The 22,345-nt window shown below is 57.3% G+C and carries 18 protein-coding genes; 14 read left to right on the top strand and 4 right to left on the bottom strand.

The genetic code is table 11. From position 1 onward, the window contains the following. Nucleotide 1 precedes the first annotated feature (1 nt). From pbpC to AB3N39_RS15455, 11 genes are all read left to right on the top strand, one after another. Nucleotides 2-2,326, top strand: a complete 2,325-nt coding sequence (pbpC, locus tag AB3N39_RS15505; protein ID WP_367896865.1) for a peptidoglycan glycosyltransferase PbpC — start codon at nt 2-4, stop codon at nt 2,324-2,326. A 156-nt stretch (nt 2,327-2,482) separates the two neighbouring features. After that, nucleotides 2,483-2,914 carry a nucleoside-diphosphate kinase gene (gene ndk / locus AB3N39_RS15500; protein WP_003860625.1) on the top strand — a complete coding sequence of 144 codons (432 nt, stop codon included), beginning with the start codon at nt 2,483-2,485 and terminating at the stop codon, nt 2,912-2,914. 169 nt (nt 2,915-3,083) lie between these two features. Further along, nucleotides 3,084-4,250, top strand: coding sequence for a bifunctional tRNA (adenosine(37)-C2)-methyltransferase TrmG/ribosomal RNA large subunit methyltransferase RlmN (locus tag AB3N39_RS15495; protein WP_367896864.1), 1,167 nt, complete (start codon nt 3,084-3,086; stop codon nt 4,248-4,250). 292 nt (nt 4,251-4,542) lie between these two features. Next, nucleotides 4,543-5,556: a cytoskeleton protein RodZ gene (gene rodZ, locus AB3N39_RS15490; RefSeq protein WP_133294916.1), complete on the top strand. Its 1,014-nt coding sequence runs from the start codon at nt 4,543-4,545 to the stop codon at nt 5,554-5,556. A 26-nt stretch (nt 5,557-5,582) separates the two neighbouring features. After that, a complete protein-coding gene (gene ispG, locus AB3N39_RS15485; RefSeq protein ID WP_133294915.1) occupies nt 5,583-6,701 on the top strand; it encodes a flavodoxin-dependent (E)-4-hydroxy-3-methylbut-2-enyl-diphosphate synthase in 1,119 nt (372 codons plus the stop codon). An 80-nt stretch (nt 6,702-6,781) separates the two neighbouring features. Further along, nucleotides 6,782-8,056, top strand: coding sequence for a histidine--tRNA ligase (hisS, locus tag AB3N39_RS15480; RefSeq protein WP_032622984.1), 1,275 nt, complete (start codon nt 6,782-6,784; stop codon nt 8,054-8,056). Nucleotides 8,057-8,069: 13 nt separating this feature from the next. Next, complete coding sequence (locus tag AB3N39_RS15475; protein WP_248174877.1) at nt 8,070-8,690, top strand: YfgM family protein; 621 nt, start codon at nt 8,070-8,072, stop codon at nt 8,688-8,690. Between the two features lie 10 nt (nt 8,691-8,700). Further along, nucleotides 8,701-9,879, top strand: a complete 1,179-nt coding sequence (gene bamB / locus AB3N39_RS15470; protein ID WP_248174876.1) for an outer membrane protein assembly factor BamB — start codon at nt 8,701-8,703, stop codon at nt 9,877-9,879. Nucleotides 9,880-9,991: 112 nt separating this feature from the next. Continuing rightward, entirely contained in the window at nt 9,992-11,464 is a 1,473-nt protein-coding gene (gene der / locus AB3N39_RS15465) for a ribosome biogenesis GTPase Der (RefSeq protein WP_133294914.1), read from the top strand. Between the two features lie 299 nt (nt 11,465-11,763). Further along, a complete protein-coding gene (locus AB3N39_RS15460; RefSeq protein WP_367896863.1) occupies nt 11,764-13,299 on the top strand; it encodes a peptide MFS transporter in 1,536 nt (511 codons plus the stop codon). A gap of 64 nt (nt 13,300-13,363) precedes the next feature. Next, on the top strand, nt 13,364-13,585 hold the full coding sequence (locus AB3N39_RS15455) for a zinc ribbon domain-containing protein (RefSeq protein ID WP_248174874.1): 222 nt from the start codon (nt 13,364-13,366) through the stop codon (nt 13,583-13,585). Here the strand turns inward: AB3N39_RS15455 and AB3N39_RS15450 are convergent. The 3 genes from AB3N39_RS15450 to xseA are packed head-to-tail and all read right to left on the bottom strand — an operon-like array spanning nt 13,582 to nt 16,384. Then, on the bottom strand, nt 13,582-13,932 hold the full coding sequence (locus tag AB3N39_RS15450) for a protealysin inhibitor emfourin (RefSeq protein WP_025757698.1): 351 nt from the start codon (nt 13,930-13,932) through the stop codon (nt 13,582-13,584). The two genes, AB3N39_RS15455 and AB3N39_RS15450, sit on opposite strands and share 4 nt — an antisense overlap. Further along, nucleotides 13,933-14,952, bottom strand: a complete 1,020-nt coding sequence (locus tag AB3N39_RS15445; RefSeq protein ID WP_111965157.1) for a M4 family metallopeptidase — start codon at nt 14,950-14,952, stop codon at nt 13,933-13,935. A gap of 58 nt (nt 14,953-15,010) precedes the next feature. Then, entirely contained in the window at nt 15,011-16,384 is a 1,374-nt protein-coding gene (gene xseA / locus AB3N39_RS15440) for an exodeoxyribonuclease VII large subunit (protein ID WP_367896862.1), read from the bottom strand. Nucleotides 16,385-16,542: 158 nt separating this feature from the next. Here xseA and guaB point away from each other — a divergent pair, with 158 nt between their 5' ends. Together guaB and guaA are read left to right on the top strand one after the other, a co-directional pair. Continuing rightward, a complete protein-coding gene (guaB, locus tag AB3N39_RS15435; RefSeq protein WP_008502128.1) occupies nt 16,543-18,009 on the top strand; it encodes an IMP dehydrogenase in 1,467 nt (488 codons plus the stop codon). A gap of 67 nt (nt 18,010-18,076) precedes the next feature. Beyond that, a complete protein-coding gene (guaA, locus tag AB3N39_RS15430; RefSeq protein WP_325813830.1) occupies nt 18,077-19,654 on the top strand; it encodes a glutamine-hydrolyzing GMP synthase in 1,578 nt (525 codons plus the stop codon). Between the two features lie 56 nt (nt 19,655-19,710). On the opposite strand, the gene AB3N39_RS15425 is transcribed toward guaA, so the two are convergent. Continuing rightward, nucleotides 19,711-20,541 (bottom strand): MurR/RpiR family transcriptional regulator, encoded by an 831-nt coding sequence (locus AB3N39_RS15425; RefSeq protein ID WP_367896861.1) that lies wholly within the window; start codon nt 20,539-20,541, stop codon nt 19,711-19,713. 292 nt (nt 20,542-20,833) lie between these two features. Between AB3N39_RS15425 and AB3N39_RS15420 the strand changes: the two genes are divergently transcribed. Continuing rightward, a complete protein-coding gene (locus tag AB3N39_RS15420) occupies nt 20,834-22,339 on the top strand; it encodes a CoA-acylating methylmalonate-semialdehyde dehydrogenase (protein ID WP_325813827.1) in 1,506 nt (501 codons plus the stop codon). Nucleotides 22,340-22,345: the final 6 nt, after the last annotated feature.

Below are 22,345 nucleotides of genomic sequence, written 5' to 3'. Positions count from 1 at the left end.
TATGCGAATGGCACGTTTGACACGCTCCCGCTGGCTCTGGCTGGCGGGAGCGCTTCTCGTTTTATGGGGGCTAATTGTCGCCGCCGACCGCCTGTGGCCGTTGCCTCTGAAAGAGGTTAACCCTGCCCGGGTGGTGGTGGATGAGAAGGGCACGCCGCTCTGGCGTTTTGCCGATAGCGATGGGATCTGGCGCTATCCGGTGACGATCGAAGAGGTATCTCCCCGTTATCTTGAGGCGCTGATCCAGTATGAAGATCGCTGGTTCTGGGATCACCCCGGCGTAAACCCGCTCTCTGTTCTGCGCGCTGCCTGGCAGGATCTCACTTCCGGAAGAGTGGTTTCTGGCGGCAGCACGCTCACCATGCAGGTCGCGCGACTGCTGGACCCGCATCCGCGCACCGTTGGCGGCAAAATTCGCCAGCTCTGGCGTGCCATGCAGCTGGAGTGGCATCTTTCCAAGCGTGAGATCCTCACGCTCTATCTCAACCGCGCCCCGTTTGGCGGTACGCTGCAGGGCGTGGGGGCTGCAAGCTGGACGTATCTGGGCAAGCCGCCGTCGCAGCTCAGCTATTCCGACGCGGCGCTGCTGGCGGTGCTGCCGCAGGCACCGAGTCGTTTACGCCCGGACCGCTGGCCTGAACGGGCCGAAGCGGCGCGCAACAAAGTGCTCGACCGCATGGCGACGCAGGGCGTCTGGTCCGCAAAGCAGGTCAAAGAATCCCGTGAAGAATCAGTATGGCTGGCACCCCGGCAGATGCCGCAGCTGGCGCCGCTCTTTGCACGGATGATGCTCGGCAAAAGTCGCGACACGAAAATTGTCACCACGCTGGATGCCGGACTGCAGCGGCAGCTGGAAGAGCTGGCAATGAACTGGAAATCCCGCCTGCCGGCACGCAGCTCGCTGGCGATGATCGTGGTCGATCATACCGATATGAAAGTGCGCGGCTGGGTGGGGTCGGTGGATATCAACGATGACACGCGTTTCAGCCACGTGGATATGGTCAATGCGATCCGATCGCCGGGATCGGTGTTAAAGCCCTTTATCTACGGCATGGCGCTGGATGAAGGACTGATCCATCCCGCCTCGCTGCTTCAGGACGTTCCAAGAAAAACCGGTGATTATCGCCCGGGAAATTTTGACAGCGGTTTCCACGGACCGGTCAGCATGAGTGAAGCGCTGGTGCGCTCCCTCAACCTGCCTGCCGTTCAGGTGCTGGAAGCCTACGGACCAAAACGATTTGCCGGGATGCTGAGCAATGCAGGCTTGCCGCTGATCCTGCCCGCGGGGGCGCAGCCAAATCTGTCTCTGATCCTCGGCGGGGCAGGCGCGCGGCTGGCAGATATCGCCGCTGCCTACAGCGCCTTTGCCCGACACGGTAGAGCGGGAAGGCTGCGCCTGCAGCCGGGCGATCCGCTGACTGAACGTCCGCTGTTATCACCGGGCTCGGCGTGGATTATTCGCCGGATTCTGGCCAATGAAGCGCAGCCGCTGCCGGATAATGCGCTACCGCAGGTTGCGCCGCTGGCGTGGAAAACCGGCACCAGCTACGGCTACCGTGATGCCTGGGCCATCGGTCTGAATGCCCGTTACGTGATAGGCATCTGGACCGGGCGACCGGACGGCACGCCCGTGGCGGGACAGTTTGGGTTTGCCAGTGCGGTGCCGCTATTAAACCAGGTCAATAACCTGCTTCAGTCGCGCTCAACGGTAGACGAAGCCCGCCTGCCGCGCGATCCGCGTCCGGCAAGCGTCGGGAGGGGCGCGATCTGCTGGCCGGGCGGCCAGTCGCTGCCTGAAGGCAGTGAAAACTGTCGACGTCGCCTGTCGACCTGGCTGCTGGATGGGAGTGAACCGCCCACGCTGCTCTTGCCCGAACAGGAAGGCATACGCGGGATCCGTTTCCCGGTCTGGCTGGATAAATCAGGTAAACGCGTGGCGGCAGATTGCCCGGATGCTACTGAAAAAGTCCTGGATGTCTGGCCGCTGCCGCTGGAGCCGTGGCTGCCGGCGACCGAGCGTCGCGCGGTACGGGTCCCTCCTTCATCAACTACCTGTCCTCCGCTGTCGCAGGACGCACCTGCGCCACTCATCCTGACAGGCGTGCGTGAAGGGGCCGTCATCAAACGTCTGCCGGGGGAATCCCGCGTTTCGCTGCCGCTTCAGGCGACCGGCAATAGCGGTGAGCGCTGGTGGTTTTTGAACGGTGAACCGCTGAATGTGAAGGGAAGAGTTTACACATTACAGCTTGATAAATCTGGCGATTATCAGTTACTCGTTATGGATGAGACTGGGCAGGTCGCGACGGTGAATTTTACGCTGCAGTAATCTGAAAACAGCTTTCAGATGTGAGCTGTTGCTAAAACTCGTCTTATTTTAAAAAAATGTTACCTGAATCCATAGGCAATAGCGCTATAGCTCTTTATAATCCGCGCCACACCATACTCAGGTATGCAAAACAACAGAACATTGACAGAGGTTATCATGGCTATTGAACGTACTTTTTCCATCATCAAACCAAACGCGGTGGCAAAAAACGTTATTGGCAGCATCTTCGCTCGCTTTGAATCTGCAGGGTTCAAAATTGTTGGTACCAAAATGCTGCACCTGACCGTTGAGCAGGCTCGCGGCTTCTACGCTGAGCACGAAGGTCGCCCATTCTTTGACGGCCTGGTGGAGTTCATGACCTCCGGTCCAATCGTGGTATCCGTACTGGAAGGCGAAAACGCCGTACAGCGTCACCGCGACCTGCTGGGCGCAACCAACCCGGACAACGCGCTGGCAGGTACTCTGCGCGCTGACTACGCTGACAGCTTCACCGAGAACGGCACCCACGGTTCTGACTCTGTTGAATCTGCTGCCCGCGAAATCGCATTCTTCTTCGCTGAAGGCGAAGTGTGTCCACGTACCCGTTAATTTAACGGTTTCGTTTACACATTATTTTCGTAAATGCCGCGTCCAGACGTGGCATCCCTGCGCCAGACTTTGTACAATGCAACGCCCCGGACGAGCAGACCGCTTTCCGGGGCGTTTCTATTCAACCCTCCATGGGCCATAACGTGTAACAACGAGGCCGGTAAATATTATGTCTGAATTAGTGAATACCTCCGAAGTCGCCATTCCTGCGGTTCCCAATAAAAATGGAAAAATCAACCTGCTGGATCTGAACCGTCAGCAGATGCGCGAGTTCTTCAAAGAGATGGGCGAAAAGCCGTTTCGTGCCGATCAGGTCATGAAGTGGATGTACCATTACTGCAGCGACAATTTTGATGACATGACTGACATCAACAAGGTCCTGCGCAACAAGCTCAAAGAAGTGGCTGAAATTCGCGCCCCGGAAGTGGTGGAAGAGCAGCGCTCCGCGGATGGCACCATCAAATGGGCGATTGCGGTCGGCGATCAGCGCGTTGAAACCGTCTACATCCCGGAAGAAGACCGCGCGACGCTGTGCGTCTCCTCCCAGGTTGGCTGCGCGCTGGAGTGCAAATTCTGCTCAACCGCGCAGCAAGGCTTTAACCGTAACCTGCGCGTTTCAGAAATTATCGGCCAGGTCTGGCGTGCCGCGAAAATCGTGGGCGCGGCAAAAGTAACCGGCACGCGCCCTATCACCAACGTGGTGATGATGGGGATGGGTGAGCCGCTGCTGAACCTGACCAACGTCGTTCCGGCGATGGAAATCATGCTGGATGACTTCGGTTTTGGTCTGTCCAAGCGTCGCGTCACGCTGTCTACTTCTGGCGTTGTGCCTGCGCTGGACAAGCTCGGCGACATGATTGACGTCGCGCTGGCGATCTCCCTGCACGCGCCAAACGATGAAATTCGTGACGAAATTGTGCCGATCAACAAAAAGTACAATATCAAAACCTTCCTCGCTGCGGTGCGTCGCTACCTGGAGAAATCCAACGCCAACCAGGGCCGCGTCACTATCGAGTACGTGATGCTTGACCACGTCAACGACGGTACTGAACATGCGCATCAGCTGGCTGAACTGCTGAAAGATACGCCATGCAAAATCAACCTGATCCCATGGAACCCGTTCCCGGGCGCGCCGTATGGCCGTAGCTCGAACAGCCGTATCGACCGTTTCTCCAAGGTGCTGATGGAGTATGGTTTCACCACCATCGTGCGTAAAACGCGTGGTGATGATATTGATGCCGCATGCGGACAGCTGGCGGGTGATGTCATTGACCGTACCAAACGTACCCTGCGTAAACGCATGCAGGGCGAGACGATCGCGGTTAAAGCTGTTTGATTATTATGCACTCACGGCGCATTATCTGCGCCGTGAGGCATAGTCTTATGAATAATCAGTCAGATTCGTGATGACTGATCAATAATTACGGTGCGTTTCATCCGACTTTCGGGCAGTATGTAACGACGTAACAACAGTTTAGCCGTACGGGCAGGGCTGTACTGTCATCTCCGGGCTGACAGTCTTATACTCTCTGTTCAAGGTTAACTGACCAGAAGTTTCGCGGTGCGGGTAGCATTGTGACTCACCGGCACCTGAACCCTTATTTTTCACGTACCAGTAGTTGTAGCGAATGAATACTGAAGCCACTCACGACCAACATGAAGCACTCTCCACTGGCGTTCGTCTTCGCAACGCCCGTGAACAACTCGGACTCAGCCAGCAAGCCGTTGCGGAACGCTTGTGCCTGAAGGTTTCCACGGTTCGCGATATTGAAGAAGATAAGGCACCTGCCGATCTGGCTTCAACGTTCTTGCGCGGTTATATCCGCTCTTACGCAAAACTGGTGCATATCCCCGAAAACGAATTACTGCCAATGATGGAGAAGCAGGCGCCGGTCCGTGCAGCAAAAGTTGCGCCGATGCAGACCTTCTCTCTGGGGAAACGTCGTAAAAAACGTGATGGCTGGCTGATGAGCTTTACCTGGCTTGTGCTGTTTGTGGTGATCGGTCTGACCGGTGCATGGTGGTGGCAAAACCACAAGGCGCAGCAGGAAGAGATCACCACCATGGCCGATCAATCGTCTGCTGAACTCAACCAGGCCGGAAATGATAACGCCCAGAGCGTGCCGCTGAATACCGACGGTGCGGCGTCCTCCAGCGAACCACTGACCGCAGCGCCAGACGCGTCTGCAACCGGTGCGGCACAGGCTCCTGCAGCAACGGCTGACACCACTGCGCCGCAGGCTCAGGATCAAAACGCGGTTGTTGCCCCTTCTCAGGCAAATGTTGATACGGCGGCGAACGCGCCTGCTGCTACTCAGCCTGCAGACAATACCGCAGCGTCTCTGCCAACCAGCCCGGCGGGTACGGCGACAGCAGCCGATCCTAACGCACTGGTAATGAACTTCAGCGCCGATTGCTGGCTGGAAGTTACTGACGCGACTGGTAAAAAACTTTTCAGCGGCCTGCAGCGTAAAGATGGCACGTTAAATCTAATCGGCCAGGCTCCTTATAAACTTAAAATCGGCGCTCCGGCAGCGGTACAGATCCAGTATCAAGGAAAACCTGTCGATCTGAGCCGCTTTATCAGAACTAACCAGGTTGCACGTCTTACCGTTAATGCCGAACAATCAGCAGCACAGTAACAGACGGGCAACGCGGGAGATTTTTCATGCATAACCAGGCTCCGATTCAACGTAGAAAATCGAAACGGATTTACGTTGGGAATGTGCCAATCGGCGATGGGGCACCTATCGCCGTTCAGTCAATGACCAACACGCGCACCACCGATGTGGAAGCGACGGTCAACCAAATCAAAGCATTAGAACGTGTAGGCGCGGACATTGTTCGCGTCTCCGTCCCGACCATGGATGCCGCTGAGGCGTTCAAACTGATCAAACAGCAGGTCAGCGTTCCGCTGGTGGCGGATATTCACTTCGACTACCGCATCGCACTGAAAGTGGCCGAATACGGCGTCGATTGCCTGCGTATTAACCCGGGCAACATCGGTAACGAAGAGCGTATCCGCATGGTCGTGGACTGCGCCCGCGATAAAAATATCCCTATCCGTATTGGCGTTAACGCCGGTTCCCTGGAAAAAGACCTGCAGGAAAAATACGGCGAGCCTACGCCACAGGCGCTGCTCGAATCCGCTATGCGTCACGTCGATCATCTCGATCGTCTCAACTTCGATCGGTTCAAAGTCAGCGTAAAAGCGTCCGACGTGTTCCTGGCGGTAGAGTCTTATCGCCTGCTGGCAAAGCAGATCGACCAGCCTCTGCACCTCGGGATCACCGAAGCGGGCGGTCTGCGCAGCGGCTCGGTAAAATCCGCGATCGGTCTTGGGCTACTGCTCTCAGAAGGGATTGGTGACACCCTGCGCGTCTCGCTGGCGGCCGATCCGGTCGAAGAGATCAAGGTCGGTTTCGATATCCTGAAGTCGCTGCGTATTCGCGCGCGTGGGATCAACTTCATTGCCTGCCCAACCTGTTCACGTCAGGAGTTTGATGTGATCGGGACGGTGAATGCCCTGGAGCAACGTCTGGAAGACATTATCACCCCGATGGACGTCTCCATCATCGGCTGTGTGGTAAACGGCCCGGGTGAAGCGCTGGTGTCAACCCTGGGCGTGACCGGCGGTAACAAGAAAAGTGGTCTCTATGAAGATGGCGTTCGTAAAGATCGTCTGGATAATAGCGACATGATCGACCAGCTTGAAGCCCGCATCCGCGCCAAAGCCGCCATGATGGACGAGACACAGCGTATCAGCATCCAGCAGGTTGAAAAATAACGTGATGGGAAGCGTGCCGCTTCCCATGTATGATTGAACCCATTCTTTGGGTTTTTTTTGTATATAGAAAGAGAATAAACGTGGCAAAAAACATTCAAGCCATCCGCGGCATGAACGATTATCTGCCTGGCGAAACCGCCATCTGGCAGCGCATTGAAGGCACGCTGAAGCAGGTGCTCGGCAGCTACGGTTACAGCGAAATCCGTTTGCCGATTGTAGAGCAGACCCCGTTATTCAAACGCGCGATCGGTGAAGTCACCGACGTGGTTGAAAAAGAGATGTACACCTTTGAGGACCGCAACGGCGACAGCCTGACCCTGCGTCCGGAAGGTACGGCGGGCTGCGTACGCGCCGGCATCGAACATGGTCTTCTGTACAATCAGGAGCAGCGCCTGTGGTATATCGGCCCGATGTTCCGCCACGAACGTCCTCAGAAAGGTCGTTATCGCCAGTTCAATCAGCTGGGTGTGGAAGTCTTTGGTCTGCAGGGCCCGGACATCGACGCCGAACTGATTATGCTGACCGCCCGCTGGTGGCGCGCCCTCGGTATCGCCGATCACGTTTCCCTTGAGCTGAACTCTATCGGTTCTCTGGAAGCCCGCGCTAACTACCGCGATGCGCTGGTGGCGTTCCTGGAACAGCATAAAGAGAAGCTGGACGAAGACTGCAAACGTCGCATGTACAGCAACCCGCTGCGCGTTCTGGATTCCAAAAACGCCGATGTTCAGGCTCTGCTGAACGATGCGCCTGCGCTGGGTGACTATCTGGATGAAGAATCTCGCGAACACTTCGCGGGCCTGTGCAAGCTGCTTGAAGCGGCAGGCATCGCCTATACCGTAAACCAGCGCCTGGTACGCGGTCTGGACTACTACAACCGTACCGTGTTTGAGTGGGTGACCACGAGCCTCGGCTCTCAGGGCACCGTGTGCGCGGGCGGTCGTTATGACGGTCTGGTAGAGCAACTTGGCGGTCGCGCAGCACCTGCTGTTGGCTTCGCGATGGGTCTTGAGCGACTTGTTTTGCTGGTTCAGGCAGTTAATCCGGAATTTAAAGCAGATTCCGTTGTCGATATATACCTGGTGGCCTCAGGCGCGGAAACGCAGTCTGCGGCGATGCAGCTTGCCGAACGCGTGCGCGATGCGCTGCCGGGCGTTAAGCTGATGACCAACCATGGCGGCGGCAACTTTAAAAAACAGTTTGCTCGTGCCGATAAGTGGGGCGCAAGTATTGCACTGGTGCTGGGCGAGTCCGAAGTGGCTAACGGCGAAGTGGTGGTGAAAGACCTGCGCTCTGGTGAGCAGACAACGGTAACGCAGGACGGCGTTGCGGCGCACTTGCGCACTCTATTGGGCTAAGGAGAAGGACTGCGTGGAAATTTACGAGAACGAACACGATCAGGTCGACGCGATTAAGCGCTTCTTTGTTGAAAACGGCAAAGCGCTGGTTGTTGGGGTTGTTTTAGGTATCGGTGCGCTGGTGGGCTGGCGTTACTGGAACAATCATCAGGCAGATTCCGCGCGCGACGCGTCTCTGTCCTATGAAAATACCGTGAGCGCAATTCGTGCCGATCAGCCTCAAACGCTGACGGCGGCAGAAAAGTTTGCGGCTGACAACAAAAACACCTACGGTGCACTGGCTGCGCTGGAAGTGGCTCAGCAGTACGTTGATAAGAACGAACTGGATAAAGCCGCTGCACAGCTGTCTCAGGGCCTTGCTGCCGCCAGTGATGAAAACCTGAAAGCGGTGATCAATCTGCGCCTGGCACGTATTCAGGTTCAGCAGAAGAAAGCTGACGATGCGCTGAAAACGCTCGATACCATCAAAGGCGAAGGCTTTGCTGCCATCGTTGCCGATCTGCGCGGTGAAGCACTGCTGAGCAAAGGTGACAAAGCGGGCGCGCGTAAAGCGTGGCAAGCTGGCGTAGAGAGCAATGCTTCACCTGCGCTGAGCGAAATGATGCAGATGAAAATAAATAATTTGTCCGTCTGAGAGGGACCCGATGCAATTGCGTAAATTACTTCTGCCAGGACTGCTTTCTGTTACGTTGTTGAGTGGTTGTTCACTGTTCAGTGGCGAAGAAGACGTTGTGAAAATGTCCCCACTGCCGACGGTCGAAAACCAGTTTACCCCATCCACCGCGTGGGATGTCTCCGTGGGCGATGGGATTGGTGATTTCTATTCCAACCTTCATCCAGCGTATGCAGACAGCGTTGTCTATGCGGCTGACCGCAAAGGTACCGTGAAAGCGGTGAACGCGGATGACGGAAAAGAAGTCTGGTCCGTTAACCTGGCGGAAAAAGACGGCTGGTTCTCCCGTAAGCCTGCACTGCTGTCTGGCGGCCTGACCGTTGCCGGTGGCCACGTCTACGTGGGTAGCGAAAAAGCGCAGGTTTATGCCCTGAACAGCAGCGACGGCTCCATTGCCTGGCAAACAACCGTGGCGGGTGAATCCCTGTCGCGTCCGGTAGTAAGCGACGGCCTGGTGCTGATTCATACCAGCAACGGCCAGCTGCAGGCGCTGAACGAAGCGGACGGTCTGGTGAAATGGACCGTTAACCTGGATATGCCTGCGCTCTCTCTGCGCGGCGAATCCGCGCCGGCTACCGCATTTGGTGCTGCTATTGTGGGCGGTGATAACGGTCGCGTGAGCGCCGTGCTGATGCAGCAGGGCCAGATGATCTGGCAGCAGCGTATCTCTCAGGCCACTGGCTCAACGGAAATTGACCGTCTGAGCGACGTAGACACGACGCCGGTTATCGTTAACGGTGTGGTTTACGCCCTGGCCTATAACGGCAACCTGACCGCGCTGGATCTGCGCAGCGGCCAGATCATGTGGAAACGTGAGCTGGGCTCGGTGAACGATTTCATCGTTGAGGGTAACCGTATTTATATGGTTGACCAGAACGACCGTCTGCTGGCCCTGAGCACCGAAGGCGGCGTAACGCTGTGGACGCAAAGCGACCTGCTGCACCGTCTCCTGACCGCACCGGCGCTGTACAACGGTAGCCTGGTTGTCGGCGACAGCGAAGGGTATATGCACTGGATCGATCCGGATAACGGCCGCTTTGTTGCGCAGCAAAAAGTCGACAGCTCTGGTTTCCTGACCGACCCGGTTGTGGCCGACGGCAAACTGCTGATTCAGGCAAAAGACGGCACGCTGTACGCGATCACGCGTTAATTACCCGGCGGTTGTAGTATACTAAACGGCTCCTGTTCACTCAGGAGCCGTTTTGACATTTTTAAAAACGCCGCGAAAGCGACGTTATTTTGAATTTTATGAGGCTTCAAACATGGTACCTGTGGTCGCGCTTGTCGGGCGCCCTAACGTTGGAAAATCCACTCTTTTTAACCGTTTAACACGCACCCGTGATGCGCTGGTTGCGGATTTCCCGGGGCTGACGCGTGACCGTAAGTACGGTCGTGCAGAGGTGGAAGGACGCGAGTTCATCTGTATTGATACCGGTGGTATTGACGGCACGGAAGACGGCGTGGAAACCCGCATGGCGGAACAGTCGCTGCTGGCGATTGAAGAAGCGGACGTGGTGCTGTTCATGGTGGACGCGCGCGCTGGCCTGATGCCGGCGGACTCCGCTATCGCCAAACACCTGCGTTCACGCGAAAAGCCGACCTTCCTGGTGGCGAACAAAACTGACGGTATCGATGCCGATCAGGCCATCGCGGATTTCTGGTCTCTGGGCCTGGGTGAAATCTATCCTATCGCGGCATCGCATGGCCGTGGCGTTACCAGCCTGCTGGAAACCGTTCTGCTGCCGTGGGTGGACGAAGTAAACCCGCCGGAAGAAGTAGACGAAGAAGCTGAATACTGGGCGCAGTTCGAAGACGGAGAAGAGGGCGAAGAAGAGCCTGAAGACGACTTCAACCCGCAGGACCTGCCGATCAAGCTGGCCATCGTGGGTCGTCCAAACGTAGGTAAGTCTACGCTTACTAACCGTATTCTGGGTGAAGAGCGCGTGGTCGTTTACGACATGCCGGGCACCACCCGTGACAGTATCTACATTCCTATGCAGCGGGATGAGCGTGAGTATGTCCTCATCGACACCGCCGGGGTGCGTAAGCGCGGGAAAATCACCGATGTGGTGGAGAAATTCTCCGTTATCAAAACCCTGCAGGCGATCGAAGATGCTAACGTAGTGCTGCTGGTCATCGACGCACGCGAGGGTATCTCCGATCAGGACCTCTCTCTGCTCGGCTTTATCCTCAATAGTGGGCGCTCACTGGTTATAGTGGTCAACAAGTGGGATGGCCTGAGCAACGAAGTGCGCGAGCAGGTGAAAGAGACCCTCGACTTCCGTCTGGGCTTTATCGACTTTGCCCGCGTGCACTTTATCTCTGCGCTGCACGGCAGCGGTGTGGGTAACCTGTTCGAATCCGTGCGTGAAGCTTACGACAGCTCCACCCGTCGTCAGAGCACCGCCATGCTGACCCGTATCATGAACATGGCTGCGGAAGACCATCAGCCGCCGCTGGTGCGCGGTCGTCGCGTGAAGCTGAAATACGCCCACGCCGGTGGTTATAACCCGCCAATCGTGGTGATCCACGGCAACCAGGTGAAAGACCTGCCGGACTCCTACAAGCGTTACCTGATGAACTACTTCCGTAAATCGCTGGACGTGATGGGCACGCCTATCCGTATCCAGTTTAAGGAAGGGGAAAACCCGTTCGCCAACAAGCGCAACACCCTGACGCCAAACCAGATGCGCAAGCGTAAGCGCCTGATCAAACACATTAAGAAAAGCAAATAAGCTTTGCTGAACACACAAAAGCCCGCGACTATCGCGGGCTTTTTTTGTCCAATCATACCGCCGGTTTTCTCTGTGTGAAGTCAATCACTATTCACTTTTAACCATGTTTAAATCTAAGAAAGTAGACAATCGTCGAATTTTCATCTTAAAGTCCAGGGTCCGGTACTAGACAAAACTAGCGCCTGGTTATCAAATGGTTAACTAACTTTTCGCCGCATGTAAAAAATCGGCCAGATACGTAACTGGCCGGCGTACCTGCTGGTGTTTACAAGCACGACGACATACCTTTCGGGAGAATTATGCAATCCACTGTTAATCAAAAAGAGAGCCGAACGTTCTTCGGCCACCCGTATCCGCTCGGTTCGTTGTTCTTCACCGAGATGTGGGAGCGTTTCTCGTTTTACGGCATTCGTCCGTTACTGATCCTGTTTATGGCCGCCACAGTCTATGACGGCGGGATGGGCCTGGCGCGAGAAAACGCCTCGGCGATTGTCGGTATCTTTGCCGGTACCATGTACCTGGCCGCGCTGCCGGGCGGCTGGCTGGCGGATAACTGGCTCGGTCAGCAGAGAGCCGTCTGGTACGGTTCGATCCTGATTGCGCTCGGTCACCTGTCGATTGCGCTCTCGGCGGTGATGGGGAACAACCTGTTCTTTATCGGCCTGATGTTCATCGTGCTCGGCTCCGGGCTGTTTAAGACCTGTATCTCGGTAATGGTCGGTACCCTGTATAAAAAAGGCGACGCGCGTCGTGACGGCGGTTTCTCGCTGTTCTACATGGGCATCAACATGGGCTCGTTCATCGCGCCGCTGATTTCCGGCTGGCTGATTAAAACCCACGGCTGGCACTGGGGCTTTGGCATTGGCGGTATCGGGATGCTGGTAGCGCTGATTATCTTCCGCGTGTTTGCCGTTCCGGCCATGAAACGCTATGACGGAGAAGTTGGCCTCGACTCTACCTGGAACAGCCCGGTGGTGAAGCGTAACGGCGTGGGCGTTTGGCTACTGGCGCTGGCGGCAGGCGTGGCAACGCTCGTGACGCTGATTGCGCAGGGCGTGATTGTGATTAACCCGGTCGCGGTAGCCAGCGTGCTGGTCTACGTGATTGCGGCATCCGTTGCCCTCTACTTTATTTATCTGTTTGTTTTTGCAGGCCTGAACCGTAAAGAGCGCGCCAGGCTGCTGGTCTGCTTTATTCTGCTGATCTCCGCGGCGTTCTTCTGGTCCGCGTTTGAACAGAAGCCAACCTCGTTCAACCTGTTTGCCAACGACTACACTAACCGCATGATCGGCGATTTCGAAATCCCGGCGGTGTGGTTCCAGTCAATCAACGCCCTGTTCATCATCCTGCTGGCACCGGTGTTCAGCTGGGCGTGGCCAAAGCTGGCGAGCATGAACATTCGTCCGAGCAGTATCACCAAGTTTGTTATCGGTATTCTGTGTGCCGCAGCGGGCTTTGGCCTGATGATGCTGGCGGCACAGAACGTGCTGATCAGCAGTGGGGCGGGCGTATCGCCGTTCTGGCTGGTGGGCAGCATCCTGATGCTGACGCTCGGAGAGCTGTGTCTCAGCCCGATTGGCCTGGCAACCATGACGCTGCTGGCGCCGGAGAGAATGCGCGGCCAGATGATGGGGCTGTGGTTCTGTGCCAGCGCGCTGGGTAACCTGGCGGCGGGTCTGATTGGCGGCCACGTGAAGGCCGACCAGCTGGATATGCTGCCGGATCTCTTTGCGCGCTGTTCCGTCGCGCTGCTGATTTGTGCTGCGGTACTGATCGTCCTCATTGTTCCGGTACGCCGCATGCTGGAAAATGCGCAGACTAAACCGGCAGCTTAAGCCTGATAAAATTCACCCTGGCGGGGCAGTTATCTTGCCCCGATAAAACCCAACAGGAGAGAATATGACGATTACCTGCCCGGATTGCCGGGCACCGCTTGAGCCCCTGAACGGGGTGGCACACTGCGAAAGCTGTAATAAAGATATTGTGCTTGAAGCCCGCTGCCCGGAGTGCCATCAGCCACTCCAGGTCTTAAAAGCCTGCGGGGCGGTGGATTATTTCTGCCAGAACGGCCACGGTCTTATCTCTAAAAAACGCGTGGAGTTCGTTCGGGCCGAAGGTTAATCGCACACGCAGCCTTCGCCTTTCTTCCACAGCTCGACCAGCGACTCGGGCGCTTCCTGCTCCGGTACCAGCACGATGATATCGGTGTAGTGCGCCTGATTTTGCCCGGTCCAGATAATCTGGATGCGGAAATAGCGCTGGTCGCCGCTGCCGGGTGAAGAGGCTTGCCCGGGCGGCTGGCCGCGTGGAAAAGCCTGCTCCAGGATGCTCACCAGGCGCTGGCGCTGGGCCTCATTGAGCGAGGAGAGCGCGATGGTGCGCTGTCCGCTCAGCTTGGGAATAAAAGCGACGCCGCCTTCCCGGGCCAGCTCAACAACGGCGTCATCCGTCAATTCCGGAACCTGCATTTACAACACTCCCACCTGTTCCCAGGCTTGTTTAATGGCCGCCCCCACGTCGCCGCCGGAACGTTTCTCTCCGTGCGCGATCGTCAGTTTTGCGAAAGCCTCAAAATCCGCATCCTGCGCCAGATTGCGATCGCAAACCGTATCGTACCAGGCATAACCCGCTTTTTTCCAGGCGTAGCCGCCGATCGCCGTTGCCGCCAGATAAAATGCCCGGTTGGGGATGCCGGAGTTCAAGTGCACGCCGCCGTTATCCTCGCGCGTTTTAATGAAATCTTTCATGTGCGCGGGCTGCGGGTCTTTGCCAAGCAGCGGATCGTTGTAGGCAGTGCCCGGTTCAGACATCGAGCGCAGCCCTTTGCCGTTGATACCTTTTGCCAGTAATCCCTCACCAATCAGCCAGTCCGCTTTATCGGCGGTTTGCTTCAGATGGTATTGCTTCACCAGTGAGCCAAACACGTCCGACAGCGACTCGTTCAGCGCGCCGGATTGCTCAAAATAGATAAGCCCGGCTTCGGTCTCGGTTACGCCGTGGCTCAGCTCGTGCGCCACGACGTCTATGGCGATGGTAAAGCGGTTAAATATTTCTCCGTCACCGTCGCCGAATACCATCTGCTGACCGTTCCAGAAGGCGTTCTGATATTCCCGGCCATAGTGAACGGTGCCGGTCAAAATAAGTCCTTTATTATCGAGCGAATCGCGCTGATATTCTTTCCAGAAGAAATCATGGGTAATACCTAAATACTCGTAGGCCTCATCCACCGCTATATCGCCGTTCGACGGCTGGCCTTCGTAACGCACCTGCGTGCCCGGTAGTTCCTGAGTCTGCTTCGCGTCGTAAATATCACGCTCGAGCTGTCCGGCTTTATTCACGTGCGGCGCGGCGGGTTTGCCCGGCATATGGGCCATCAGCGTCTGGACATGGGTTAAGGTCTGGCGGGCACAGCGCTGCTGCGGTTCGGAACCGCTTTCGATAATACGACGAAGAATATACGGCGGAATAACGCTATTAAGATGGGTCATGCTGCTCTCCTTATTAAAAAAGGGAATAGCAGCAGTATAGTAAGTAACCGGCGAAGAATTATCCGGTTTTACGCTGACGCGTTTTTTTCACCGGTTTAATTGATTTCACTTCGCTTTCTACCCAGCCGTCTGACAGGCGCGTCGTCAGCATATCGCCTGTACTCACCTGTTTGGTTTGCTTCAGCACTTTGCCGTCCGTCGCCGTCGTCACGCTATAGCCGCGCGCCAGCGTGGAGAGGGGGCTAACCGCTTCAAGGTGGGTCACCGCATTGCCAAAGCGTTCGCGGGTGGTGCTCAGTCGCGCACGGATAGTTTCCGCCAGACGATACTCCAGCTGCTGAATTCGCGTTTGCGCGCGATAAATTTTCGGCTGCGGGTTCTGCTGGTTCAGGCGCTGGGTCGCGCGCTGCTGGCGCGATATCGCGCGCTTAAGCTGCGCGTCCACCGCAACGTTCATGCGCTGACGCAGACGTTCCAGAACGGTCTGCTGACGCGCCAGACGCAGCTGCGGGTGCTGCTGCTGTAGACGGTGGTGAAGCTGGGTAAAGCGCCGGGTCCGGTTGGCGAGGTAGTAGTCCATCGCCATCTCAAGACGCTGCTGGCCGTTCTGAATCTGACGCAGCAGCTCAAGCTGGTTGCGGCTGACCACTTCCGCCGCCGCGGACGGTGTAGGCGCGCGGAGATCCGCGACAAAATCGGCGATCGTTACGTCCGTTTCGTGGCCGACGGCGCTCACCACGGGGATCTGACTTGCAAAGATTGCCCGCGCCACGCGCTCGTCGTTAAAGCTCCACAAGTCTTCCAGCGAGCCGCCGCCGCGTCCGACGATTAAGACGTCGCACTCCTGACGCGCGTTCGCCAGCTCAATGGCGCGCACAATCTGGCCCGGCGCATCTTCACCCTGCACGGCGGTCGGGTAGATGATGACGGGCAGGGAAGGGTCGCGACGCTTCAGGACGTGCAAAATATCGTGCAGTGCCGCACCGGTTTTCGAGGTGATGACCCCAACGCAGTGGGCGGGGGAGGGCAGCGTCTTTTTGTACTGCTTGTCGAACAGCCCCTCGGCAGAAAGCCGTGCTTTTAACTGTTCATACTTCTGCTGCAGCAGGCCTTCGCCCGCAGGCTGCATGCTCTCGACGATAATCTGATAGTCGCCGCGCGGCTCATACAGGGTGATATTGGCGCGAACCAGAACCTGCTGGCCGTGCTGAGGGCGAAACGTCACGCGACGGTTGCTATTGCGGAACATCGCGCAGCGCACCTGGGCGGTGTCGTCTTTTAAGGTAAAGTACCAGTGACCGGAGGACGGCTGCGTGAAGTTAGAGATCTCACCGCTGATCCAGACCTGCCCCATTTCCTGTTCAAGCAGCAAACGCACCGTCTGATTCAGGCGGCTGACGGTATAAATTGAGGGGGATTGAGAGGATAACATGTGAGCGGGATCAAATTCTAAATCAGCAAGTTATTCAGTCGATAGTAACCTGCTGAGAGGCAATCGCAAGCTTTTTTATAAAAAAGTGTAGATGCAATCGGTTACGCTCTGTATAATGCCACGGCAATATTTAACCACCCAGGTCAGAGATATTGCCCATGCTACGTATCGCTAAAGAAGCACTGACGTTTGACGACGTCCTCCTCGTTCCCGCTCACTCCACCGTTCTGCCGAATACTGCCGATCTCAGCACGCAGTTGACGAAAACCATTCGCCTGAACATTCCTATGCTCTCTGCGGCAATGGACACCGTGACTGAAGCGCGCCTGGCTATTGCCCTGGCACAGGAAGGCGGCATTGGCTTTATCCACAAAAACATGTCCATCGAACGTCAGGCAGAAGAAGTTCGCCGCGTGAAGAAGCATGAATCCGGCATCGTGTCTGACCCACAGACCGTTCTGCCAACCACCACGCTGCACGAAGTGAAAGCCCTGACCGAACGTAACGGCTTCGCCGGTTACCCGGTGGTGACCGAAGAGAACGAGCTGGTCGGTATTATTACCGGTCGTGACGTGCGTTTCGTGACTGACCTGAACCAGCCTGTTAGCGTGTACATGACGCCAAAAGAGCGTCTGGTCACCGTTCGCGAAGGTGAAACCCGCGATGTGGTGCTGGCAAAAATGCACGAAAAACGCGTTGAAAAAGCGCTGGTTGTTGACAGCAACTTCCACCTGCGCGGCATGATCACCGTTAAAGATTTCCAGAAAGCAGAACGTAAGCCTAACGCCTGTAAAGACGAGCATGGCCGTCTGCGCGTTGGCGCTGCGGTAGGCGCAGGTGCCGGTAACGAAGAGCGCGTTGACGCGCTGGTTGCAGCGGGCGTTGACGTCCTGCTGATTGACTCCTCTCACGGCCACTCCGAAGGCGTTCTGCAGCGTATCCGTGACACCCGTGCCAAATACCCTGACCTGCAGATCATCGGCGGTAACGTGGCGACGGGCGCAGGTGCTCGCGCGCTGGCTGACGCCGGCTGCAGCGCGGTGAAAGTGGGTATCGGCCCTGGCTCTATCTGTACTACCCGTATCGTGACCGGCGTGGGCGTTCCGCAGATCACCGCGGTGTCTGACGCGGTTGAAGCGCTGGAAGGCACCGGTATTCCGGTTATCGCTGACGGCGGTATCCGCTTCTCTGGCGACATCGCGAAAGCGATCGCAGCGGGCGCAGCTGCCGTAATGGTAGGCTCCATGCTGGCCGGTACCGAAGAATCCCCGGGTGAAATCGAACTCTACCAGGGCCGTTCTTACAAATCTTACCGCGGTATGGGCTCCCTGGGCGCGATGTCCAAAGGCTCCTCTGACCGTTACTTCCAGACCGATAACGCCGCAGACAAACTGGTGCCAGAAGGTATCGAAGGTCGCGTTGCCTATAAAGGCCGTCTGAAAGAAATTATTCACCAGCAGATGGGCGGCCTGCGCTCCTGTATGGGTCTGACCGGCTGTGGTACCATTGACCTGCTGCGTACTAAAGCGGAATTCGTACGCATCAGCGGTGCGGGTATCCAGGAGAGCCACGTTCACGACGTGACGATCACCAAAGAGTCCCCGAACTACCGTCTGGGCTCCTGATAAGTTTCCGCGCCCGGCTTCTGCCGGGCGCTCTGTTTTTGTTTCACTTGCCTCGGAATTAGCGTCAATGACGGAAAACATTCATAAACATCGCATTCTCATCCTGGACTTTGGTTCTCAGTACACTCAGCTGGTGGCGCGTCGCGTGCGTGAACTGGGCGTTTACTGTGAGCTGTGGGCGTGGGATGTCACGGAAGCACAGATTCGCGAATTCAATCCAAGCGGCATCATCCTGTCCGGCGGCCCGGAAAGTACCACCGAAGAGAACAGCCCGCGCGCGCCGCAGTACGTGTTCGAAGCTGGCGTGCCGGTATTTGGCGTCTGCTACGGTATGCAGACCATGGCAATGCAGCTGGGCGGCCACGTAGAAGGCTCCAGCGAGCGCGAGTTCGGCTATGCGCAGGTTGAAGTGGTTAACGACAGCGCGCTGGTGCGCGGTATCGAAGACTCCCTGACCGCAGACGGCAAACCGCTGCTGGACGTATGGATGAGCCACGGCGACAAAGTTACCGCCATCCCGTCTGACTTCGTGACCGTTGCCAGCACCGAAAGCTGCCCGTTTGCCATCATGGCGAACGAAGAAAAGCGCTTCTACGGCGTGCAGTTCCACCCGGAAGTGACCCACACCCGTCAGGGTATGCGCATGCTGGAGCGCTTCGTGCGCGACATCTGCCAGTGTGAAGCTCTGTGGACCCCGGCAAAAATCATCGACGACGCCGTTGAGCGTATCCGCCAGCAGGTTGGCGATGACAAAGTGATCCTCGGCCTCTCCGGCGGCGTGGACTCCTCCGTGACCGCGATGCTGCTGCACCGCGCCATCGGCAAAAACCTGACCTGCGTCTTCGTGGACAACGGTCTGCTGCGTCTGAACGAAGCCCAGCAGGTTATGGACATGTTCGGTGACCACTTCGGTCTGAACATCGTTCACGTGGAAGGCGAGCAGCGCTTCCTGGCCGCGCTGAAAGGCGAGAACGATCCGGAAGCAAAACGTAAGATCATCGGCCGCGTGTTCGTGGAAGTGTTCGACGAAGAAGCGCTGAAGCTGGACGACGTGAAGTGGCTGGCGCAGGGTACCATCTACCCTGACGTGATCGAGTCTGCGGCTTCCGCCACCGGTAAAGCACACGTCATCAAATCTCACCACAACGTGGGCGGCCTGCCGAAAGAGATGAAGATGGGCCTGGTTGAACCGCTGCGCGAGCTGTTCAAAGACGAAGTGCGTAAGATCGGTCTGGAACTGGGTCTGCCGTACGACATGCTCTACCGTCACCCGTTCCCGGGCCCGGGTCTGGGCGTGCGCGTGCTGGGTGAAGTGAAGAAAGAGTACTGCGACCTGCTGCGTCGCGCGGACGCTATCTTCATCGAAGAGCTGCACAAAGCTGACCTGTACAACAAGGTAAGCCAGGCGTTCACCGTGTTCCTGCCGGTTCGCTCCGTCGGCGTGATGGGCGATGGCCGTAAGTACGACTGGGTTGTTTCCCTGCGTGCGGTGGAAACCATTGACTTCATGACCGCGCACTGGGCGCATCTGCCGTATGACTTCTTAGGCCGCGTGTCTAACCGCATCATCAACGAAGTGAACGGTATTTCCCGCGTGGTGTATGACATTAGCGGTAAACCACCGGCTACGATTGAGTGGGAATAATGTCCCTCTGAATTAACCCAAAACCCTCTGCCTGTGCAGGGGGTTTTTTTATTGCCTTACTTCCCCTCTCCCAGCCGATACGCCAGCGCCACCACCAGCGACTGCACCAGGCACAGCGTCGCCGACTGCGAGCGAAACGCATCCACCTGAGCCTCCTTCACCACAAAGCAGAGATCGCTGAACGTCGCCAGCGGGCTAATCTGGCTGTCCGTAATCACGATCTGCCGTGCGCCGACGCTGGCGGCGGTTTCGCTGACCATCACCGTCTCTTCCGCGTACGGCGAGAAGCTGATCGACACCACGATGTCGCTCGCCTTAATGCGGCTGATCTGCTCGCGCAGCATGCCGCCCATACCGTCGAGCAGGATAGGGCGGCACTCCAGATGGCTTAGAGCGTAGGTGAGGTAGGCCGCGACGCTAAAGGAGCGGCGCAGCCCGGCGATGTAGATGGTGTCGGCCTCGGCCAGCAGCTGTACTGCGCGCTCCAGCATCTCCGGCTCGGCGCGGGCGGCCAGCTGCTGCAGCGCCTGCGCGTTCGAGCGGGCAAACTCCTGCAGGATATCGAGCGGCGTTTCCGGCACGGCCTCGCTCTCCATCTCGCGGAACAGCCGGGCGCGGTCGCTGTAGCTGGCGGTCTCCTCCACCAGGTTCATGCGAAACAGCTGTTTCATTTCGTTGAAGCCGGTGAAGTCAAAGGCGTTGGCAAAGCGGATCAGCGTCGAGGGCGGCACGTCGGCGCGTTCTGCAATGACGGCAACCGTATCAAAGGCCACGCTGTTGGTGTTGTCCAGCACGTAGCGGGAGACCTGCTGCAGCCTCTTGCTCAGGCTATCGTAGCGATCGCGGATTTGCTGCTGCAGTTCGTTCAGGCTGGTTGCTGTCGTCATCTTATCCCCCAAATACAGTCTTATGATTCTAAACGCAAAACCGCGTCTTTTAAATGTCGGCCATCCATCTGGCAGCAAAAATGAAACAGAAACTTCAGTCATTTCCTCGCCCGAAATCCCTTAATAGCGCACGCTGCGTCAGTGTTGTTGCCTGTTAACATAAAAATCCATCCTTGATCACAATAATCATCATTTATTTTATTTCAACTTAAAATGGAATATTTGTTTCATATATAGTGTTCAGTACCGAGTGTTCAGGTAACAGTCACGTATCAACAGCGAGAGGTTAAGGATGGAGACGGTAGCGAATTTTATTCACGGCGAATGTGTCACCGGTTCAGGCCAGCGCGTTCAGGCGATCTTCAACCCGGCCACCGGCGAGCAGATCCGCCAGGTGGTGATGAGTACGGCACAGGAAACGGAGCAGGCCATTGCCGCCGCGCAGCAGGCGTTTCCGGCGTGGGCGCGTCATGCTCCGCTTAAGCGCGCGCGCGTGATGTTCCGCTTCAAAGCGCTGCTTGAAGAGAACATGGATCGCCTGGCCCGCCTCATCAGCGAAGAGCACGGTAAGGTCTTCTCCGACGCGGTGGGCGAACTGACCCGCGGCCTGGAAGTGGTGGAGTTTGCCTGCGGTATTCCGCATCTGCAAAAGGGTGAACATTCTGCGAACGTCGGTACCGGCGTCGACAGCCACTCGCTGATGCAGCCGCTCGGCGTCTGCGCCGGGATCACCCCGTTTAACTTCCCGGCGATGGTGCCGATGTGGATGTTCCCGATTGCGCTGGCGACCGGCAACACCTTCGTGCTGAAGCCGTCGGAAAAAGATCCTTCCCTGGCGCTGGCGCTGGCGCAGCTGCTTAAAGAGGCCGGCCTGCCGGACGGCGTGTTCAACGTGGTGCAGGGCGATAAAGAGTCCGTTGACGTACTCCTGACCGACCCGCGCGTGCAGGCGGTGAGCTTTGTCGGCTCCACGCCAATTGCGGAATACATTTACCAGACCGCGTCCGCCCACGGTAAGCGCTGCCAGGCGCTGGGCGGCGCGAAAAACCACTGCATTTTAATGCCGGATGCCGACATGGAGATGGCGACCAACGCCATCATGGGCGCGGCCTACGGCGCGGCGGGCGAACGCTGCATGGCACTCTCGGTGGTGCTGGCGGTGGGGGATAAAACTGCCGATGAGCTCTGCACCCGGCTGGAAAAACAGATTGCCGCGCTGCGCGTCGGGCCGGGCCTGGACCAGTCGCCGGAAAACGAAATGGGACCGCTCATCTCCTCCGCGCACCGCAGCAAGGTGCTGGGCTACATCGACAGCGGGGAAGCGCAGGGGGCGACGCTTCGCGCGGACGGCCGCGGCTTCAGCGTGAAGGGCCACGAGCAGGGCTATTTTGTCGGGCCGACGCTGTTCGATAACGTCACTCCTGAGATGACCATCTATAAAGAAGAGATTTTTGGCCCGGTGCTTTCTGTGGTGCGCGTAGCAGATTACGCCAGCGCGGTGGATCTGATTAACCGCCATGAATATGGTAATGGTTCGGCGATCTTCACCCGCGACGGCGGCTGCGCGCGCCGCTTCTGCGAAGAGGTGCAGGCGGGCATGGTGGGGGTCAACGTGCCGATTCCGGTGCCGATGGCATTCCACAGTTTCGGCGGCTGGAAGCGTTCCATCTTCGGCGCGCTCAACGTTCACGGCAGCGACGGCGTGCGCTTCTACACCCGAATGAAAACCATCACCGCGCGCTGGCCGGAAATGCAGCAGGAGACAGGCGCTGCGTTCTCTATGCCAACGCTGGGCTGACAGGAG

Source organism: Enterobacter vonholyi (assembly GCF_040834095.1).
Classification (GTDB): Bacteria; Pseudomonadota; Gammaproteobacteria; order Enterobacterales; family Enterobacteriaceae; genus Enterobacter; species Enterobacter vonholyi.
The sequence above is the reverse complement of the archived record's forward strand: the minus strand, read 5'-3'. Positions and strand labels throughout refer to the sequence as shown.

Excerpts from the sequence above, each read along its gene's own strand:
- pbpC (WP_367896865.1), top strand. The coding sequence starts at position 2 with ATGCGAATGGCACGTTTGACACGCTCCCGCTGGCTCTGGCTGGCGGGA.
- ndk (WP_003860625.1), top strand. The coding sequence starts at position 2,483 with ATGGCTATTGAACGTACTTTTTCCATCATCAAACCAAACGCGGTGGCA.
- AB3N39_RS15495 (WP_367896864.1), top strand. The coding sequence starts at position 3,084 with ATGTCTGAATTAGTGAATACCTCCGAAGTCGCCATTCCTGCGGTTCCC.
- rodZ (WP_133294916.1), top strand. The coding sequence starts at position 4,543 with ATGAATACTGAAGCCACTCACGACCAACATGAAGCACTCTCCACTGGC.
- ispG (WP_133294915.1), top strand. The coding sequence starts at position 5,583 with ATGCATAACCAGGCTCCGATTCAACGTAGAAAATCGAAACGGATTTAC.
- bamB (WP_248174876.1), top strand. The coding sequence starts at position 8,701 with ATGCAATTGCGTAAATTACTTCTGCCAGGACTGCTTTCTGTTACGTTG.
- der (WP_133294914.1), top strand. The coding sequence starts at position 9,992 with ATGGTACCTGTGGTCGCGCTTGTCGGGCGCCCTAACGTTGGAAAATCC.
- AB3N39_RS15460 (WP_367896863.1), top strand. The coding sequence starts at position 11,764 with ATGCAATCCACTGTTAATCAAAAAGAGAGCCGAACGTTCTTCGGCCAC.
- AB3N39_RS15455 (WP_248174874.1), top strand. The coding sequence starts at position 13,364 with ATGACGATTACCTGCCCGGATTGCCGGGCACCGCTTGAGCCCCTGAAC.
- AB3N39_RS15450 (WP_025757698.1), bottom strand. The coding sequence starts at position 13,932 with ATGCAGGTTCCGGAATTGACGGATGACGCCGTTGTTGAGCTGGCCCGG.
- AB3N39_RS15445 (WP_111965157.1), bottom strand. The coding sequence starts at position 14,952 with ATGACCCATCTTAATAGCGTTATTCCGCCGTATATTCTTCGTCGTATT.
- xseA (WP_367896862.1), bottom strand. The coding sequence starts at position 16,384 with ATGTTATCCTCTCAATCCCCCTCAATTTATACCGTCAGCCGCCTGAAT.
- guaB (WP_008502128.1), top strand. The coding sequence starts at position 16,543 with ATGCTACGTATCGCTAAAGAAGCACTGACGTTTGACGACGTCCTCCTC.
- guaA (WP_325813830.1), top strand. The coding sequence starts at position 18,077 with ATGACGGAAAACATTCATAAACATCGCATTCTCATCCTGGACTTTGGT.
- AB3N39_RS15425 (WP_367896861.1), bottom strand. The coding sequence starts at position 20,541 with ATGACGACAGCAACCAGCCTGAACGAACTGCAGCAGCAAATCCGCGAT.
- AB3N39_RS15420 (WP_325813827.1), top strand. The coding sequence starts at position 20,834 with ATGGAGACGGTAGCGAATTTTATTCACGGCGAATGTGTCACCGGTTCA.